The organism is Inquilinus sp. CA228 (genome assembly GCF_052078665.1).
In the GTDB taxonomy this organism is placed as follows: domain Bacteria; phylum Pseudomonadota; class Alphaproteobacteria; order DSM-16000; family Inquilinaceae; genus Inquilinus.
Window position 1 is genome coordinate 15,624 of record NZ_JBQJIK010000039.1, and the last position, 17,178, is coordinate 32,801.

The 17,178-nt window shown below is 71.4% G+C and carries 15 protein-coding genes; 2 read left to right on the forward strand and 13 right to left on the reverse strand.

Going from position 1 to position 17,178, the window contains the following annotated elements; all coding sequences use genetic code 11:
- Positions 1 to 126 precede the first annotated feature (126 nt).
- On the forward strand, positions 127 to 1,332 hold the full coding sequence (locus ACTOWL_RS19935) for an MFS transporter (protein WP_441323017.1): 1,206 nt from the start codon (positions 127 to 129) through the stop codon (positions 1,330 to 1,332).
- Positions 1,333 to 1,339: 7 nt separating this feature from the next.
- Here ACTOWL_RS19935 and ACTOWL_RS19940 read toward each other — a convergent pair whose 3' ends face one another.
- From ACTOWL_RS19940 to ACTOWL_RS20000, 13 genes are all read right to left on the reverse strand, one after another.
- Positions 1,340 to 2,218, reverse strand: a complete 879-nt coding sequence (locus ACTOWL_RS19940; protein WP_441323018.1) for an N-acetylmannosamine kinase — start codon at positions 2,216 to 2,218, stop codon at positions 1,340 to 1,342.
- Positions 2,208 to 3,053, reverse strand: a complete 846-nt coding sequence (locus ACTOWL_RS19945) for a MurR/RpiR family transcriptional regulator (protein ID WP_441323019.1) — start codon at positions 3,051 to 3,053, stop codon at positions 2,208 to 2,210. Before ACTOWL_RS19945 ends, ACTOWL_RS19940 begins: the two co-directional genes overlap by 11 nt.
- A 4-nt stretch (positions 3,054 to 3,057) precedes the next feature.
- Entirely contained in the window at positions 3,058 to 3,879 is an 822-nt protein-coding gene (locus ACTOWL_RS19950; protein ID WP_441323020.1) for a carbohydrate ABC transporter permease, read from the reverse strand.
- Positions 3,876 to 4,769: a carbohydrate ABC transporter permease gene (locus ACTOWL_RS19955; RefSeq protein WP_441323021.1), complete on the reverse strand. Its 894-nt coding sequence runs from the start codon at positions 4,767 to 4,769 to the stop codon at positions 3,876 to 3,878. The genes ACTOWL_RS19950 and ACTOWL_RS19955 overlap by 4 nt, the downstream gene beginning before the upstream one ends.
- Complete coding sequence (locus ACTOWL_RS19960) at positions 4,769 to 6,094, reverse strand: ABC transporter substrate-binding protein (protein ID WP_441323022.1); 1,326 nt, start codon at positions 6,092 to 6,094, stop codon at positions 4,769 to 4,771. Before ACTOWL_RS19960 ends, ACTOWL_RS19955 begins: the two co-directional genes overlap by 1 nt.
- 35 nt (positions 6,095 to 6,129) lie before the next feature.
- Positions 6,130 to 6,816: an N-acetylmannosamine-6-phosphate 2-epimerase gene (locus tag ACTOWL_RS19965; RefSeq protein WP_441323023.1), complete on the reverse strand. Its 687-nt coding sequence runs from the start codon at positions 6,814 to 6,816 to the stop codon at positions 6,130 to 6,132.
- Between the two features lie 97 nt (positions 6,817 to 6,913).
- A complete protein-coding gene (locus ACTOWL_RS19970) occupies positions 6,914 to 7,195 on the reverse strand; it encodes a helix-turn-helix domain-containing protein (RefSeq protein WP_441323024.1) in 282 nt (93 codons plus the stop codon).
- Complete coding sequence (locus ACTOWL_RS19975) at positions 7,192 to 7,530, reverse strand: type II toxin-antitoxin system RelE/ParE family toxin (protein WP_441323025.1); 339 nt, start codon at positions 7,528 to 7,530, stop codon at positions 7,192 to 7,194. Before ACTOWL_RS19975 ends, ACTOWL_RS19970 begins: the two co-directional genes overlap by 4 nt.
- A 45-nt stretch (positions 7,531 to 7,575) precedes the next feature.
- A complete protein-coding gene (locus tag ACTOWL_RS19980; RefSeq protein WP_441323026.1) occupies positions 7,576 to 8,169 on the reverse strand; it encodes a sarcosine oxidase subunit gamma in 594 nt (197 codons plus the stop codon).
- Positions 8,162 to 11,119, reverse strand: coding sequence for a sarcosine oxidase subunit alpha family protein (locus ACTOWL_RS19985; RefSeq protein ID WP_441323027.1), 2,958 nt, complete (start codon positions 11,117 to 11,119; stop codon positions 8,162 to 8,164). The genes ACTOWL_RS19980 and ACTOWL_RS19985 overlap by 8 nt, the downstream gene beginning before the upstream one ends.
- Positions 11,116 to 11,376, reverse strand: coding sequence for a sarcosine oxidase subunit delta (locus ACTOWL_RS19990; RefSeq protein ID WP_441323028.1), 261 nt, complete (start codon positions 11,374 to 11,376; stop codon positions 11,116 to 11,118). Before ACTOWL_RS19990 ends, ACTOWL_RS19985 begins: the two co-directional genes overlap by 4 nt.
- An 11-nt stretch (positions 11,377 to 11,387) precedes the next feature.
- Positions 11,388 to 12,638 carry a sarcosine oxidase subunit beta family protein gene (locus ACTOWL_RS19995; RefSeq protein WP_441323029.1) on the reverse strand — a complete coding sequence of 417 codons (1,251 nt, stop codon included), beginning with the start codon at positions 12,636 to 12,638 and terminating at the stop codon, positions 11,388 to 11,390.
- 95 nt (positions 12,639 to 12,733) lie between these two features.
- A complete protein-coding gene (locus ACTOWL_RS20000) occupies positions 12,734 to 13,678 on the reverse strand; it encodes a GlxA family transcriptional regulator (protein ID WP_441323030.1) in 945 nt (314 codons plus the stop codon).
- A 166-nt stretch (positions 13,679 to 13,844) separates the two neighbouring features.
- Here ACTOWL_RS20000 and ACTOWL_RS20005 point away from each other — a divergent pair, with 166 nt between their 5' ends.
- A complete protein-coding gene (locus ACTOWL_RS20005; RefSeq protein ID WP_441323031.1) occupies positions 13,845 to 17,150 on the forward strand; it encodes a transglutaminase family protein in 3,306 nt (1,101 codons plus the stop codon).
- Positions 17,151 to 17,178 lie beyond the last annotated feature (28 nt).

The window sequence follows — 17,178 nt, forward strand, 5'->3', positions numbered from 1 at the left end:
CTTGTCTGCTCGGATCGCGTTTCGGACGAACGATCAAACATTCCGGAGTATCTGGCATGGATCGTCCGGAGAGTCCATCCTATCTTCTGCTGCACTGCACAACACTTCTTCCGGAAGGGCAAGCGGATGAGCGAGGGAACACAGCGGGCGGTCGCTGCCCCGGCGCGGGAGGAGCCGGCCTGGGGCGCGGTCGTCTCGATGACGCTCGGCGTGTTCGGGCTGGTGACGGCGGAGTTCCTGCCGGCCAGCCTGCTGACGCCGATGGCGGCGGATCTCGGCGTGACCGAAGGCCTGGCCGGCCAGGCGGTGACGGCGACCGCGGTGGTGGCGCTGGTGACCAGCCTGCTGGTCTCGGCCGCGACCCGGCGGATCGACCGGCGCATTGTGCTGCTGGCCTTCTCGATCCTGCTGACGGTGTCGAACCTGCTGGTCGCCTTCGCCCCCGGCCTGCCGGCGCTGCTGCTGGCGCGGGTGCTGCTGGGCGTGGCGCTGGGCGGCTTCTGGACCATGTCGGCGGCGACGGTGATGCGGCTGGTGCCGGAGGCGCTGGTGCCGCGGGCCCTGTCGCTGCTGTTCAGCGGCGTCTCGGCCGCCACCGTCGCCGCCGCCCCGCTGGGCAGCTATTTCGGCGACATCATCGGCTGGCGCGGCGTGTTCCTGATCGCCGCGGTGCTGGGGCTGCTGGCGCTGGCCGTGCAGTTCGCGACGCTGCCGCGGATGGCGCCGAGCGGGACGACGCGCCTGCGCACCCTGGTCGAGGTGCTGGCCCGGCCGCAGGTCGGCTTCGGCATGCTGGCCGTGCTGCTGGTGTTCACCGGCCACTTCGCCTTCTTCACCTATATCCGGCCGTTCCTGGAGACCGTGACCGGCGTCGGCATCACCGGCGTGTCGGGCATCCTGCTGGGCTTCGGCATCGCCAATTTCCTGGGCACCTTCCTGGGCGGCGTGCTGCTGGAGCGCAGCATGCGGCTGACCATGATGCTGATGCCGCTGACCATGGGCGTGCTCGGCCTCGGCCTGGTGGCGGTGGGCGGCGGCGCGCCGGTGGCGAACACGGCGATGGTGGCGCTGTGGGGCGTGGCCTTCGGCGCGGTGCCGGTGGCCTGGTCGACCTGGCTGACCCGCACCGTCCCCGACGAGGCGGAGAGCGCCGGCGGCCTGCTGGTCGCGGCGGTGCAGCTGGCGATCGCCACCGGGGCCGCGGCCGGCGGCGCCATCTTCGACGTCAGCGGCGCGCTCGGCGTGTTCACCGGCGCCGGCTTCGTGCTGCTGCTGGCCGCGGTGATGATCGTGGTCGGCATCCGGCCGCGGACGGCCGCCGCGACCGCCTGACGGAGGATCAGCGGGGCTGGTCGGCGCCCAGCAGGTCGGCCATGCCGATCAGCCCCGCATCGTGACCCAGGGCGGCCGGGCGCAGCTTCAGGCGGAACTGCCGCGGCTCGGCCGCCAGCGCATGTTCGACCCGGCCGATGAAGCCGTCGGCCAGGCCGACGCCGCCGCCGACCACGGCGAGGTCGAGGTCCAGCGCCGCCTTGAGGTCGGAGAGCAGCCGGGCGATGGCCGCGGCGGCGCGGTCGATCAGCGCCGAAGCCATCGGATCCGTGCTCCGGAACAGGGCCGGCGCATCCATCTCTTCTCCGAAGGCCTCTGTCGCGGCTGCGGCCAGGGCTCGGCCGGAGGCGACGGCCTCGATGCAGCCGCGCCTTCCGCAGCCGCAGAGCGGGCCGTCCGGCACCGCCACGACATGGCCGAGATGACCGGCCAGGCCGCCCGGCCCGACCCGCAGCCTTCCGTCCAGCACCAGCCCGCCGCCGACCCCGGTCGAGACAGTCAGGAACACCATCGACCCGACGCCTTGCGCCGCGCCGTGGCGGAACTCGCCCCAGGCCGCGGCCTGGGCGTCGTTCACCGCCCGCACCGTCACGCCGAGCCGGTCCTGCAGCGCCGCGACCAAAGGCGAATCCGGCGGCACCGGCAGGGTGCCGGGGTTGGTGGCGGAGAGCCTGCCATCGCGCACCAGGCCGGTGGTGGCGATGCCGACCGGCCCATCGGCCCAGCCGGCCACCAGGGCGGCGACGGCCTCGATCAGGCTCTCGAATTTTCCGTCACGCGGGGTCGGCGCCTGGCACCGCTCCAGCACCCTGGCGCCCGCCACCCGGGCCGCCGCGATCTTGGTGCCGCCGAGATCGACGACGGTGACGGCAGGCTCAATACCCACGGTCGGTCACGCTCTGCGCGGTGCGGCGGATGGCGTCGCGGGCGCCGGGGTCGCGGTCGGCGATGGTCTCGAACAGCATGTCGACGATCACCAGCTGGCTGATCTTCGAGGCCAGCGCGCCGCCGGTCAGCGGCGTCTCCGGGGTCGAGGCCAGCAGCACCACATCGGCCAGGGCGGTCAGGGGACTCTTGGTGCGATTGGTGATCGCCGCCAGGAAGGCGCCCGCCTCCTTCGCCAGCGTGGCGGCGCGGACCACGTCGAGGGTGGAGCCGGAACTGGAGACGGCCAGCGCCACGTCGCCTTCGCCCAGCGCCGCGGTCGCCATCGCCGCCATGTGCGGGTCGTCATGCGCCACCGCCTGCAGCCCGACCCGGGCCAGCTTGTACTGGGCGTAGCGGGCGGTGATGGAAGAGGCGCCGACGCCGAACACCAGCACGCGCCGCGCCGCCCTGAGGCGGTCGGCCACCAATTCCACCGCCGCCGGGTCGAGCAGATCCTCGGTCTGGCGCAGCGCGTCGACGGCGCGGTCGACGATGCGGAACAGCGCGTGCCGCCCCGCCTCCTCCGCCCGCGGCGGCTGGGCCGAGGCGAGCTCGGTGGCCAGCGCCAGCTTGAAGCCCTGGAAGCTGGGGAAGCCCTGCTCGCGGCAGAAGCGGATCACCGAGGCCTCGGAGGAGCCGGAGGCCTCGGCCAGCTCGGTCACGGTCTGCGACAGCACCCGCTCCGGCCCGTCCAGCACATAGTCACCGATCCGGCCGAGCGCCGGCGACAGGCCGGGATTGGCGGCGCGCAGGCTGGCCAGCACCTTGCGCCCGATGGTCGAAGCCTCTGTCATCGCCCTACCCCTTCACCGCGCCGGCCAGCATCGCCCGGCCGAGATAGCGGTAGCTGACCAGGCCGAGCAAGAGCGGCGGCAGCACGCTGAGCATCATCGCCGCCGCGGTGGCACCCCATTTCACGCCCCAGGAGGTGATGAAGAAGGTGGCGCCGACCGTCACCGGCACGGCGTTGCGGGTGGTCAGGATCAGGCCGAACAGGAATTCGTTCCAGCTGTAGATGAAGCTGAGGATGGCGACCGCCACCAGCACCGGCCGGGCCAGCGGCAGCACGATGTGGCGCAGCACGGCGAAGGTCGAGGCGCCGTCGACCCGCGCCGCCTCCTCGATCTCCTGCGGCAGGTCCTGCAGGAAGCCGACCAGCAGGATCAGCGCCAGCGGCAGGTTGATGATGCAGGAGATCAGGGCCAGGCCGAGCCTGGTGTCGAGCAGGCCGAGCGCCTGGTACAGCAGGTAGAAGGGGATGGCGAAGATCACCAGCGGCAAAGCGCGCAGGTTGGTCACCACCGGCAGGATGGTGGTCGTCCCCTTCCCCAGCCGGGCCATGGCGTAGGCGGCCGGGACGCCGAGCCCGAGCGCCAGCACCGTGCCGCCGAGGGCGATCACGGTCGAGTTCATCAGGTAGCGCGGGAAGTCCAGCGACCGGTCGGTCAGCACCGTGCCGTAATGCTCCAGCGTCGGCGCGAACAGCCAGACCGGCGGGTAGGCGTTGATGTCGAGCGTGGTCTTCAGCGAGGTCAGCAGGGTGACGATGACCGGGATGTTGAGGATGAGGACCGCGACCAGGAACACGGCCCAGCGCAGCCCGGCGACCAGGCGCGTCATCCCCGCGATCCCCTCAGCATCTGCGCCATCAGCAGGCGCAGCACCACGATCGAGGCCAACAGCAGCAGCATCGAGGCGGCGACGGCGGGGCCGATCCGATCCTGCTGGAAGAAGGTGCGGTAGATGTAGATCGACAGGCTCTGGGTCAGCGTGCCGGGGCCGCCGCCGGTCAGCACATAGATGTGGTCGAACACCCGGAAGCTGTCGATGAAGCGGATGAAACCGGTGATCGCCAGCGCCGGCACCATCAACGGCAGGGTGATGTGGCGGAACACCGCCCAGGGGCCGGCGCCGTCGATCCGCGCGGCCTCGACCAGATCGCCCGGGATCGCCTGATAGGCGGTCAGCAGCGCCAGGAAGGCGAAGGGCGTCCATTGCAGCACCTCGATCACCGCGACGGTGGTGAAGGCCCAGTCGACGCCCAGCAGGTTGCCGCTGAAGCCGACCAGCTGCAGGTATTGCGGGATGACCCCGACGAAGTCGTTCAGCATCAGCCGGTACATCACGCCGAGCAGTGCCGGCGACACCATCATCGGCAGCAGCAGGAAGGCCATCAGCCAGCGCCGCTTGGCGATCAGCGGGTCGAGCGCCAGCACCAGGGCGAAGCCGAGCACCAGCTGCGCCGCGGTGACCACGATCGCGAAGCGGGCGGAGAAGCCGACCGCGCCCCAGAAGGCCGGGTCGGCCAGCACCGTCCGGTAATTGTCGAGCCCGACCCAGCGCGGCGACCACAGGCCGGTGAAGCGCACCTCACTGAGGCTGTAGACCAGGTTGGCGACGGCCGGGAAGCCGAGCAGGAGCGCCAGGAACAGCAGCAGCGGCCCGAGCAGCCACAGCCCGTCCCAGCGCCCCTCATAGGGCCGGCGCCCGGCCCTCGCTGCTGCGGCCATCAGCCCTTGATCCGGTCGGCCATGCCCTCGGCCGCCTGCTTCAGCGCGGTGTCGAGGTCGATCTGCCCGGCCCAGAAGGCGGAGAATTTTTCCGCCAGCACCTCATAGACCGGCACGGCATAGGCGGCGGTGCCGCCGGTGACGACGAAGCCGTAGCGGTCGACGAAATCGCCGACCAGCGGGAATTCCGGCCGGGCCGCCGCCATCGCCTTCAGGATCTCCGGCACCGGCGGGGTGCCGCCGGCCTGGGCGTAGACCGTCATCGCGTCCCTGGTCGCCAGCCAGGCCAGGACCTTGCCGGCATCGGCCTTGTTCTTCGACGCGGTGTTCAGGCCGATGCCGAGGGAATGGACATGGCTCTTGTGCCCGGCGCTGCCGGCCGGCAGCGGGGCCAGGCCGACCTTGCCGGCTACGGTGGGCGACTTCGCCGGGTCGTTCAGCTCGTTGAAGGCCGCGTTCCACTGCAGCATCGTCGCCGCCTGGCCGGCCTGGAAGGCGGCGTTGGCCTCCGGATACTCGTAGCTGATCGATCCGGGCGGCGTGGCCTTGGCGTCGATCAGGGTCTTGTAGACCTGCAGCCCGGTGCGGGCGGCCGGGCTGTCGATCGCCGGCTTGCCGTCGGCCAGCCAGTCGCCACCATTCGACACCAAGGTCGCCTGCCACAGCATGATGTTGAAGATCAGGTTCTTCATCTGCAGCACGGTGCCGAAGCGGGTCGGGCTGTCCGGGTTGTCGGCGGCGCTGAAGAACAGGGCGGCGGCGATCCAGTCGTCCCAGGCCCAGTCGTCCGGCGCCTTCGGCTGCATCTCGCGGCCCAGCTTCTGCTTGGCGATCGCGGCGTAGCGCTGCTGCCACTCCGGGTCGGACAGCAGCCGGTCGACCAGGTCCTTGCGGTAGTAGAGGAAATGCACCGAGATGTCGGTCGGCACGCCGTACAGCTTGCCGTCGAAGGTGAGGGACTGCAGCGACACCGGCGCGAAGGCGGCCTTGGCCTCGGCCGGGACCTGGGCGTCGATCGGGTCGAGATAGGGCGCGTAGCGGCCGAGCGTGTAGGTGGTGACCAGCGCCAGGTCGAATTCGCTCGACCCCGCCGCGAGATCCGCCTGCTCCTTCTCGAAATAGCCCTGGCGGCTGAACAGCAGCTGCTTGACGGTGATGCCGTCGGCCTGGCCCGGCCCGGCATTGTAGGCGTCGAGCACCTTCTGCATCGCCTCGCTTTCCGGCCCCGGCCAGAACAGCAGCGTGACCTCGCCCGCCATGGCGGGCGAGGAGAACGCCGACAGGGCCAGCCCGGCCAGCAGGGTCTTGCGCAGGATATTCGTCATCGTTTGCCCCCTGTTTGTTTTGGTGAAGGAGCCCCTCAGCCCGCGCCGAGGGCCTCGAGGAACCAGCGCGTCACATGTTCCGGCCGGGTGATGGCCGAGCCGGCAACCACCGCATGCGCCCCCGCGGCCAGGGCCGAGGCGGCATGCTCCGGCGTCCGCACATTGCCCTCGGCGATCACGGTGAAGCCGTCCGCGGCGAGGTCGGCGACCAGGGCCAGGTCCGGCTCGGTCGGCTCCGGCCCGGCGACATAGCCGGCGAGGGTCGAGGCGACGATGTCGGTGCCGGCCGCCGCCGCAGCCCGGCCTTCCGCCCGGGTCGAGACATCGGCCATGGCGATGCGGCCGTGGGCGTGGATGCGGGCCACCAGCTCCGCCACCGCGACCGGGCGGATTCGGTCGGTGGCGTCGAAGGCGATGATCCCGGCACCGGCCTCGGCCAGCGCGTCGACATCGGCGAGATGCGGCGTGATCCGCACCGGGCTGCCGGCCAGGTCGGTCTTGACGATGCCGATCACCGGCACCCCGGTGATGCGGCAGACCGCGGCGACGCGCTCCACCCCCTCGATCCGGAGCCCGGCGGCGCCGGCGCCGACCACGGCCCGGGCCAGCGCCACCACCAGCTCGGTGCGGTCGAGCGGCCCGCCCACCACCGGCTGGCAGGACACGATCAGCCGGCCGCGCAGGCGGCCGAGGACGGCGGAGGCAAAGGCGGCGTCGGTCATGCCGCCATGCTGGGTCAGTTGATATTTTTCATCAAGAAGAATTTTGAGATGAAAAATTCCTTCATAACCAACACACAGGCCCCCTGCGGTCGCGTGGCTATGCGGCTCGCCCCACGCGCAGCTCCACATGCAGGCCGGCGGCAGCCGCCATGTTGACGAGGCTGTCCAGCCCGAACAGATCGATCTTGCCGCGCATCAGGTCCGACACGCGCGGCTGCGTCACGCCAAACAGCTTGGCGGCCTCGGCCTGACTCAGGCCCTCGTGGCTGATGTGGTCCTTCAGCGCCATCATCAGCGCCGAGCGGAGCTTCATGTTCTCCGCCTGGGCCGCGGTGTCCTCGATCGCGTCCCAGACATTGGCGAAGCGCTCGTTGCTCATCGGCCCAACTCCTGCACTAGTTCCCGGTAACGCCTCGACGCCAGATCGAGGTCCGCCTTGCCGGTCTTCTGCGTCTTCTTCTGAAAGCAGTGCAGCACGTAGATGGCATCGGCAAACTTCGCCACATAGATCACTCGGAACGCCCCGGCCGCGTCCCGGATCCGGATTTCCTGCACCCCTTGCCCAACGGTCGCCATCGGCTTCCAGTCGTCGGGCTCGCGACCCTGCTGCAGCTGGTCGAGCTGATGTCCGGCCTCGCGCCGTGCCGAGGCCGGAAATGCGCGCAGATCATCGAGGGCGCTTCCCCGAAACTCGACAAGCTTGGGGTCGTTCATTCACTTGAACATACAAAATTTTGTATGTTCCGGCAATCCGTCCTCTTAACCGGCGTCGACCGCGCAACCGAACTCCGCCGCGGAGGCTTCGAGCCAGCGCCAGAGGCTGCCGGCGAAGCTGCGATAGACCGCGATCTCGTAAGTCGGGCGGTCGTCGAGCTGCCAGAGCTGGGCGCCGACATGGGCGATCACGGTCACCGCCGCGTCGCCCGGGGCGAAGGCGCGCGGATGCAGGTCGAGGCCGACGCCCTTGATCAGCGCGTCGCGGGCCCGCGGACCGGAAACGCGCAGCACGGCGAGGCCGTCGCTCTGGTCGCTCACGGCCGCGAAGGCGCCGATGGCCGCGGCCAGCTCGCGGGCGAGGTCGCGGCCGTCCTCGGCCACGGCCAGCCATTGGCCGGGGCCGGACCAGATGACGGCGAGGCCGCCCTGCTCCACCCGCTTCGGCGTCGACGGCAGATCCAGGCCATAACGGGACCGGATCGCGGCGGCGAGGTCGCCGGCCCGGCCCTTGCGGGCGATCACCCTGGCCAGGGCCAGATCGTCGCGCGGGCGGATGGCGACGCCGGGCTCGCCCTCGGCGCGGCCGGACCGGCCGGGGAGGCCGATGAAGGCGGATCGGGGGGTGAGGTCAGGCACGCAGGCGCTCCCCTTCCGGGTCGTGGAACACGGGCGACACCACCTCAACCGCTATTTCCTCGCCGCGCACCGGGTCGCAGGCGCGGAGGGTCTCGCCGATCCGCGCCGGCCCGCCGGAGAGCAGGCCGAGGCCAATCCAGTGGCCCAAGGCCGGCGAGAAGGCGACCGAAGTCATGTAGCCCTGGTCGTTGGCCGCGGTGGCCACAGCACCCTGCGGGATGAAATGCGCCCCGGCCCGGAGCCGCCGCGACCGGTCGACCGGCCGGAAGCCGACCAGGGCCGGCCGCGCCGGGTCGGCCAGCCCCGGCCGCCCGGCCAGGACCCGGCCGATATAGTCCTTCCTGGTCGACATCATCCGGCCGAGGCCGAGATCGGCGGCGGTGGTCTGGCCGTTCAGTTCGTTGCCGGCTGCATGGCCTTTCTCGATCCGCATCACGCCCAACGCCTCGGTGCCGTAGGGGACGACGCCGAGATCGGCGCCCACCTGCATCAGCCGCCGCACCAGCGCATCGCCATAGCGCGCCGGCACCGCGACCTCATAGGCCAGCTCGCCGGAGAACGAGATGCGGAACAGCCGCGCCGTGACGCCGCCGCAGACCGTCAGCTCGGCCGCGGCGAGATAGGGGAAGGATTCGTTGCCGGTGTCGAAGGGGGCATCGACGATCCGGGCCAGCAGCGCGCGGGCCTGGGGCCCGGCCACCGAGAACTGGGCCCACTGGTCGCTGACCGAGGTGAACTGCACGTCGAGCTCCGGCCACAGGCACTGGTGGCAGAACTCCATATGCTGGAACACCTTCGCCGCGTTGGCGGTGGTGGTGGTGACCAGGAACCGGTCCTCGCCCAGCCGCGAGGTGGTGCCGTCATCCATGACGATGCCGTCCTCGCGCAGCATCAGCCCGTAGCGCGCCTTGCCGACCGGCAGGGTGGTCCAGGTGTTGATGTAGAGCCGGTTCAGGAACTCGGCCGCATCGGCGCCCTGCAAGTCGATCTTGCCGAGGGTGGAGACGTCGCAGAAGCCGACGGCGGAGCGCACCTGCCGCACCTCGCGGCTGACCGTCTCCAGCCAGTCCTTCTCCCCCGACCGCGGGAAGTACTGGGCGCGCAGCCAGGCCCCGGCCTCGACGAACACCGCCCCCTGCTCCGCCGCCCAGCCATGCGACGGGGTCAGGCGCGTCGGGCGGAAGTCGCGGCCGCGGGCGTGGCCGGCGAAGGCACCCAGCGACACCGGGGTGTAGGGCGGGCGGAAGCGGGTGGTGCCGACGGCCTCGACATCGCGCCTGGTGATCTCGGCCATGATGCCGATGGCGTTGACGTTCGAGGTCTTGCCCTGGTCGGTCGCCATGCCGAGGGTGGTGTAGCGCTTCAGGTGCTCGACCGCGCGGAAGCCCTCGCGCTCGGCCAGCTCGATGTCCTTGTCGGTGACGTCGTTCTGCAGGTCGACGAAGCGCTTGCCGCCGCCTTGGACCCGCCAGAGGGGGCTGACGCCGGTCGGCTCCGCCGCTGTCTCCGGCGGGGCGAAGGCGCCGCCGTCGAAGCCGCAGTCTTTCACCGCCTCGGCCCCGGCCCGACCGCCGCCGGCGAGACAGCCGGCCAGGTCGAACATACCGGCGGCGCTGCCGGCCACGGTCATGCCGGCAGGCAGGTCGCCGGGGACGAAGGCGGCCAGCGCTGCATTCCAGGCAGGACGGCCGCCGAGATGCGAGGTCAGATGGACGTTGGGGCTGAAGCCGCCGGACATGGCCAGCAGGTCGCAGGGCAAGGTCGCCGAGCGGCCCGCCGCGTCGCGGATCTCGACCGCGTGCAGCCCGCGCGCGCCGCCGATGGCCCGCGTCACCACCGCGCCGGCCAGGAGCCGTGTGCCGGCCTGCTGCAGCGTCGATCCCGGCCTTGCGTCGACGATCGCCTCCACCGCCACCCCGGCGGCGGCGAGGTCGGCGGCCACGGCCCCGGCGGTGTCGTTGTTGGCGAAGACCACGGCGCGGCGGCCCGGCGCCACGGCGTAGCGGTTCAGGTAGCTGCGGACGGCGCCGGCCAGCATCACCCCGGGCCGGTCGTTGTCGCCGAACACCAGCGGCCGCTCCAGGCTGCCGGCCGCCAGCACGCAGCGCTTCGCCACGATGCGCCACAGCCGCTGGCGCGGTGCGTGCGGCTCGGGCACCGGCAGGTGGTCGCCGACCCGCTCGACCGCGCCATAGGTGCCGTGGTCGAACACGCCGAACACCGTGGTGCGGCGCAGGATGCGCAGCTCCGGGAGGGTCGCCAGCTCGGACTCGGCCGCGGCCGCCCAGTCCGGCGCCGGCTGGGCGCCGACCGAGCGGCGTTCGGATAAGAGGCTGCCGCCGATGCGGGCGCCCTCGTCGCACAGGATCACCCGCGCGCCGGAGCGGCCGGCCGCCAGCGCCGCCGCCAGACCGGCCGGGCCGGCGCCGACCACCAGCACGTCGCAGTGGATCGTCGCCTTCTCGTAATGGTCCGGGTCCGGCGCGGTGGCGGCGCGGCCGAGGCCGGCGGCGCGGCGGATCAGGGGCTCGTAGACCTTCTCCCAGAACCGGGCCGGCCACATGAAGGTCTTGTAGTAGAAGCCGGCGGCTAAGACCGGGGACAGCAGCCCGTTCACCGCCATCAGGTCGAAGCCGAGGGACGGCCAGCGGTTCTGGCTGTCCGCCTGCAGCCCGTCGAACAGCTCGACCATGGTGGCGCGGCTGTTCGGCTCCCGCCGCGCGCCGCGGCGCAGTTCCACCAGCGCGTTCGGCTCCTCAGCCCCGGCCGAGAGGATGCCGCGCGGGCGATGATATTTGAACGACCGTCCGGTCAATCCGACGCCGTTGGCCAGCAGAGCCGAGGCCAGGGTGTCGCCGGGATGGCCGGCGAGGTCGCGCCCGTCGAAGCGGAAGCGCAGCGTCGCCGAGCGGTCGATCAGCCCGCCGGAGGGGAGCCGGAAGCCGCTCATCGCTGCGCTCCCCGCGCGTCGACGGCGCCGAGGATGCGGTGGTCGCTTGTGTCGCGGGTCACCACCAGCCAGGAGCGGCAGCCGCCAGCATGGTACCAGTATTCGGCCAGCGCCCCGGCCGGGTTGTCGCGGCGATAGGCGTAGTCGACGAAGGCGTCGATGCCGGCATCGGGCGCCGGCCGCCGCACCGAGGCGTCGCCGAGATAGCTGAACTCCTCCGCCGCGCGCTCGCCGCAATGGGGACAGGGGATCCGCATGTCGATGTCCCTCAGTGCAGGTTCGGCTGGGCGCCGACACCCTTCTCGTCGATCAGGTGGCCGGTGGCGAAGCGGTCCAGCCGGTAGGCCGCGTTCAGCGCATGCGGTTCGTCATGGGCGATGGTGTGGGCGAAGCACCAGCCGGAGGCCGGCGTCGCCTTGAAGCCGCCATAGCACCAGCCGGCGTTGAGATAGAGGCCGCGCGCCGGCGTGCGGTCGATGATCGGGCTGCCGTCCATCGACATGTCCATCAGCCCGCCCCATTGCCGCAGCAGGCGCAGCCGGCCGAGTGCCGGCAGGATCGCGAGGCCGCCCTCGACCACATCCTCGACCACCGGCAGGTTGCCGCGCTGGGCGTAGGAGTTGTAGCCGTCGACGTCGCCGCCGAAGACCAGGCCGCCCTTGTCGGACTGGCTGACGTAGAAATGGCCGGCGCCGAAGGTGATGACGCCGTCGACCAGCGGCTTCAGCCCCTCGGACACGAAGGCCTGCAGCACATGGCTCTCGATCGGCAGCTTCAGCCCGGCGAGGGCCGCGACGCGGGAGGAGTTGCCGGCGCAGGCCAGGCCGACCTTGGCGGCGCGGATGCGGCCGCGACTGGTCTCGACCCCGACCACGGCGCCGTCCTCGACCGCGATGCCGGTGACCTCGCAGTTCTGGATGATGTCGACGCCGCGGCTGTCGGCGGCGCGGGCATAGCCCCAGGCCACGGCGTCGTGCCGCACCGTGCCGCCGCGGCGTTGCAGCAGGCCGCCCTGGATCGGGAAGCGCCCATTGTCGAAGTCGAGCAGCGGCACCAGCGCCCGCACCTGGTCGCGGTCCAGCAGCTCGGCATCGACGCCGTGCAGCCGCATGGCGTTGCCGCGCCGGGCATAGGCATCGCGCTGGGCGTCGGAATGGAACAGGTTCAAGACGCCGCGCTGGCTGACCATGGCGTTGTAGTTCAGGTCCTGCTCCAGCCCCTCCCACAGCTTCATCGACCATTCGTAGAACGGGATGTTGCCGGGCAGCAGGTAGTTGGAGCGGATGATGGTGGTGTTGCGGCCGACATTGCCGCCGCCGATCCAGCCCTTCTCCAGCACCGCGACGCGGGTGATGCCGTGCTCCTTGGCCAGATAATGGGCGGTGGCCAGGCCATGGCCGCCGCCGCCGACGATGATGACGTCGTAATCCGGCTTCGGCGCGGCGTCGCGCCAAGCCGGCGTCCAGCCCTTCTGGCCTTTGAAGGCCTGGCCCAGCACCGAGAAGATCGAATAGCGCACGCAGCCTCCACCCCTGGATCGCCTGCAGTATCCGGGAGACCCGGATCGCGATTTGCCTCAGCGCGCCACCGGCATGTCCCAATGGGACAAGCGGCTCAGCCCTCGCGCTCCTTCGCCGGGGGGTGGCCGAAGCGGGTGCGGTAGCTGCGCGAGAAATGGCTGGCGCTGACGAAGCCGCAGGCCAGCGCCACCTCGGTCACCGACAGCGTGGTCTGGCGCAGATGGCGCCGGGCCGCACGCAGCCGCAGGTCGAGATAATGCTCGGCCAGGCTGCGGCCCAGCCGGTCGCGGAACAGCCGCTCGAGCTGGCGCAGCGACAGGCCGGCGATCGCCGCCAGCTCCGGCCGCGACAGCGGCTCCTCGATCCGCTCCTCCATCTTGGCCAGGGCGGCCAGCAGGCCGGGATGGCTGACGCCGAAGCGCCGGCGCGGGTCCAGCCGCTGCGGGTCGTCGCCATGGCGCAGCTGGGTGTGCATGAACCAGTCCGCGACCTGGGCGGCCAGGGCCGGACCGTCGCGCTGGCCGATCAGCGCCTGCATCAGGTCGAGCGCGGCAATGCCGCCGGAGCAGGTCAGCCGGCCGCGGTCGATCTCGAACAGATGGCCGGTCGGCTCCAGCTCCGGGAAGCGCTCGGCGAAGGCGGCGTGGTGATCCCAGTGCAGGGTGAAGCGGTGGCCGCCCAGCACCCCGGCCCGGGCCAGCAGATAGGGCCCGCCGGAGACCGCGCCCAAAGCCGTGCCGTGCCGCGCCAGGTCGCGCAGCCGGGCCAGGGTCGGCGGATGGTCGAAGCCCTCGACCCCAGTGCCGGCGCAGACCACCAGCAGGTCGGCCTCGGCCATCGCCTCCGGCGGCCGGTCCGGCGCGATGGCGATGCCGTTGGAGGCGCGCACCGGCTGCCCGTCCGGGCTGAAATGCAGCCAGCGATAGCGGTCGTGCCCGCCCAGCAGGTTGGCGGCGCGCAACGGCTCGATCGCCGCGGCATAGGGCATCAGCGGAAAGTTCGGGATCAGCAGGAAGCCGACCGTGTACGCCCCCTCCATCCGCGTCCCTCCTGCCGCCCGGGCAAAGGGACGCGATCGGCCCCTCCGGGTCAAGCCTCGGGGTCAAGCCTCGGCCGGCGCTTGCATGCTTCTTGCTTGGCGAGGCGCGCCGTTTCACTCTTCCGACAGCGGGACGTCCCGTGGTCCAGCCAAGGCAGGAGCGCCCGTGTCCATCGTCGCCGCCCTTCACCATCTCACCCGCTACCGCTACGACCGGCCGATCGCGCTCGGCCCGCAGGTCGTCCGGCTGCGCCCGGCGCCGCATTCCCGCACCCGGATCCCCAGCTATTCGCTGACGGTCACGCCGGCCGAGCATTTCGTGAACTGGCAGCAGGATCCACACGGCAACTGGCTGGCGCGGCTGGTGTTCCCGGAGAAGACGACGGAATTCTCGATCGAGGTCGACCTGACGGCCGAGATGACGGTCATCAACCCGTTCGACTTCTTCGTCGAGAGCTTCGCCGAGACCTTTCCCTTCGCCTATCCCGAGGAGCTGCGCGCCGAGCTGGCGCCCTATCTGGAGCCGGAGCCGGCGGGCCCGCACCTGACCGCTTTCGTGGCGGCACTGCCTCAAGAAGAGGCACGCACCATCGATTTCCTGGTCGGGCTCAACGCCCGGCTGCAGCACGACATCCGCTACCTGGTCCGGCTGGAGCCCGGCGTGCAGGAGCCGGAGGAGACGCTGGCGCTGGCCTCCGGCTCCTGCCGCGACTCCGCCTGGCTGCTGGTGCAGGTGCTGCGCCGGCTCGGCCTGGCCGCCCGCTTCGTCTCCGGCTACCTGATCCAGCTCAAGGCCGACATCGACCCGCTGGACGGCCCGAAGGGCACCGACAAGGACTTCACCGACCTGCATGCCTGGGCCGAGGTCTATCTCCCCGGCGCCGGCTGGGTCGGCCTCGACGCCACCTCCGGCCTGATGTGCGGCGAGGGCCACATCCCGCTGGCGGCGACCCCGCATTACCGCTCCGCCGCCCCGATCAGCGGCGTGGTGGAGCCGGCGGAGGTCGAGTTCGAGTTCGCGATGGAGGTGTCGCGCATCATCGAGCCGATCCGCATCACCATGCCGTTCTCGGACGAGGCCTGGCAGGCGCTCGACCGGCTCGGCGAGCAGGTCGATGCCGACCTCACCGCCCAGGATGTCCGCCTGACCATGGGCGGCGAGCCGACCTTCGTCTCGATCGACGACTTCGAGTCGGCGGAATGGAACATCGCCGCGGTCGGCCCGACCAAGCGCGGCTTCGCCGACGAGCTGATCCGGCGGCTGCGCGCCCGCTTCGCCCCGGGCGGCATGCTGCATTACGGCCAGGGCAAATGGTATCCCGGCGAGAGCCTGCCGCGCTGGGCCTTCGCGCTGTACTGGCGGCGCGACGGCAAGCCGGTGTGGCGCGACCCGGGCCTGATCGCGACCGAGATCTCGCGCGCCGAGGCGCCCAAGGCCGGCGCCGCCGAGGCGGAACGGCTGGCCGAGGGCATCGCCGAACGGCTCGGCCTGGCCGGCTATGTCGCGCCGGCCTATGAGGACCCGGTGCATTGGCTGCAGAAGGAGGCCGAGCTGCCGGCCAATGTCGACGTGCTGGACCCGAAGCTCGCGGACCCGGAGGAGCGCGTCCGCATGGTCCGGACCTTCGAGCGCGGCCTGTCCTCCCCCTCCGGCTACGTCCTGCCGGTGCAGCGCCGGACCGCGCGGGTCGGCGGGCGCTGGATCAGCGAACGCTGGGCCCTGCGCCGCAGCCAGCTGTTCCTGATCCCCGGCGATTCCCCGGTCGGGCTCCGCCTGCCGCTGGACTCTCTGCCCAAGGTGCCGGAGGCCGCCTATCCCAAGATCGTGCCGCAGGACCCGTTCGACGAGCGCCCGCCGCTGCCGGATTTCCATCAGCCCCGCCCGGCGGTGGCGGCCGACGGCGCCGCCGTGTCCCGGCCCGTCGTGCCGCAGCCGGACGCGGCGGTCGAGAGCGTGGTCCGCACCGCCCTCTGCATCGAGCCGCGGGACGGCGTGCTGTGCGTGTTCATGCCGCCGGTGGAGCGGCTGGAGGACTATCTCGAGCTGCTGGCCGAGATCGAGGCCACAGCCGAGGCGGCCGGCCTGCCGATCCATGTCGAGGGCTATCCGCCGCCGAACGACCCGCGGCTGCAGGTGATCAAGGTGACGCCCGACCCGGGCGTGATCGAGGTCAACGTCCATCCCGCCGGCGCCTGGCGTGAGGCGGTCGAGATCACCGTCGGCCTGTACGAGGAGGCGCGGCAGACGCGGCTGGGCACCGACCGGTTCATGAATGACGGCCGCCATATCGGCACCGGCGGCGGCAACCATGTCGTCCTCGGCGGCGCCACGCCGGAGGATTCGCCCTTCCTGCGCCGGCCCGACCTGCTGAAAAGCCTGATCGTGTACTGGCAGCGCCACCCGGCGCTGTCCTACCTGTTCTCCGGCCTGTTCATCGGCCCGACCAGCCAGGCGCCGCGGGTGGACGAGGCGCGGCACGATTCGCTGTACGAGCTGGAGATCGCCCTGGCCCAGGTGCCGCCGCCCGAAGCCGGCCCGCTGCCGCTGTGGCTGGTCGACCGGCTGTTCCGCAATCTCCTGGTCGACGTCGGCGGCAACACCCACCGGTCCGAGATCTGCATCGACAAGCTGTATTCGCCGGACGGCCCCACCGGGCGCCTGGGCCTGGTCGAGTTCCGCTCCTTCGAGATGCCGCCCGACGCCCGCATGAGCCTGGCGCAGCAATTGTTGCTGCGGGCCTTGATCGCCTGGTTCTGGCGCGAGCCGCAGCAAGGCGGGCTGGTGCGCTGGGGCACCGCGCTGCACGACCGCTTCATGCTGCCGCATTTCGTCTGGCAGGACATGCTCGACGTGCTGTCCGACCTGCGGCGTGCCGGCTATGCCTGTGACCCGGACTGGTTCGAGGCCCAGCGCGAGTTCCGCTTCCCGATCCTGGGCCGGGCCGAGCGCGGCGGCGTGGCGCTGGAGCTGCGCCAGGCGCTGGAGCCGTGGCACGTGATGGGCGAGGAAGGGGCGCCCGGCGGCACCGCCCGCTATGTCGACAGCTCGGTCGAGCGGCTGCAGATCCGGGCCAAGGGCTTCGTCCCCGGCCGCCACATCATCGCCTGCAACGGCCGCCGCCTGCCGCTCAGCGGCACCGGCACCTCCGGCGAGGCGGTGGCGGGAATCCGCTTCAAGGCCTGGCAGCCGCCCAGCGGCCTGCACCCGAACATCCCGGTCCACGTGCCCCTGACCTTCGATGTGATCGATGCCTGGAACGGCCGGTCGCTGGGCGGCTTCGTCTATCACGCCGCCCATCCCGGCGGCCTGAGTTATGAGACATTTCCGGTAAATTCGTATGAAGCGGAGGCGCGACGCCTCGCGCGCTTCCAGGATCACGGGCATACTCCGGGCCCGATGGCCCTGCCGCCCGAAGAGCGAACCCACGAGTTTCCGTTGACCCTGGATTTGAGAACACCGATTGGCTGGTGAGCTTCCGCTGCGCGCCGGGGAGGATGTG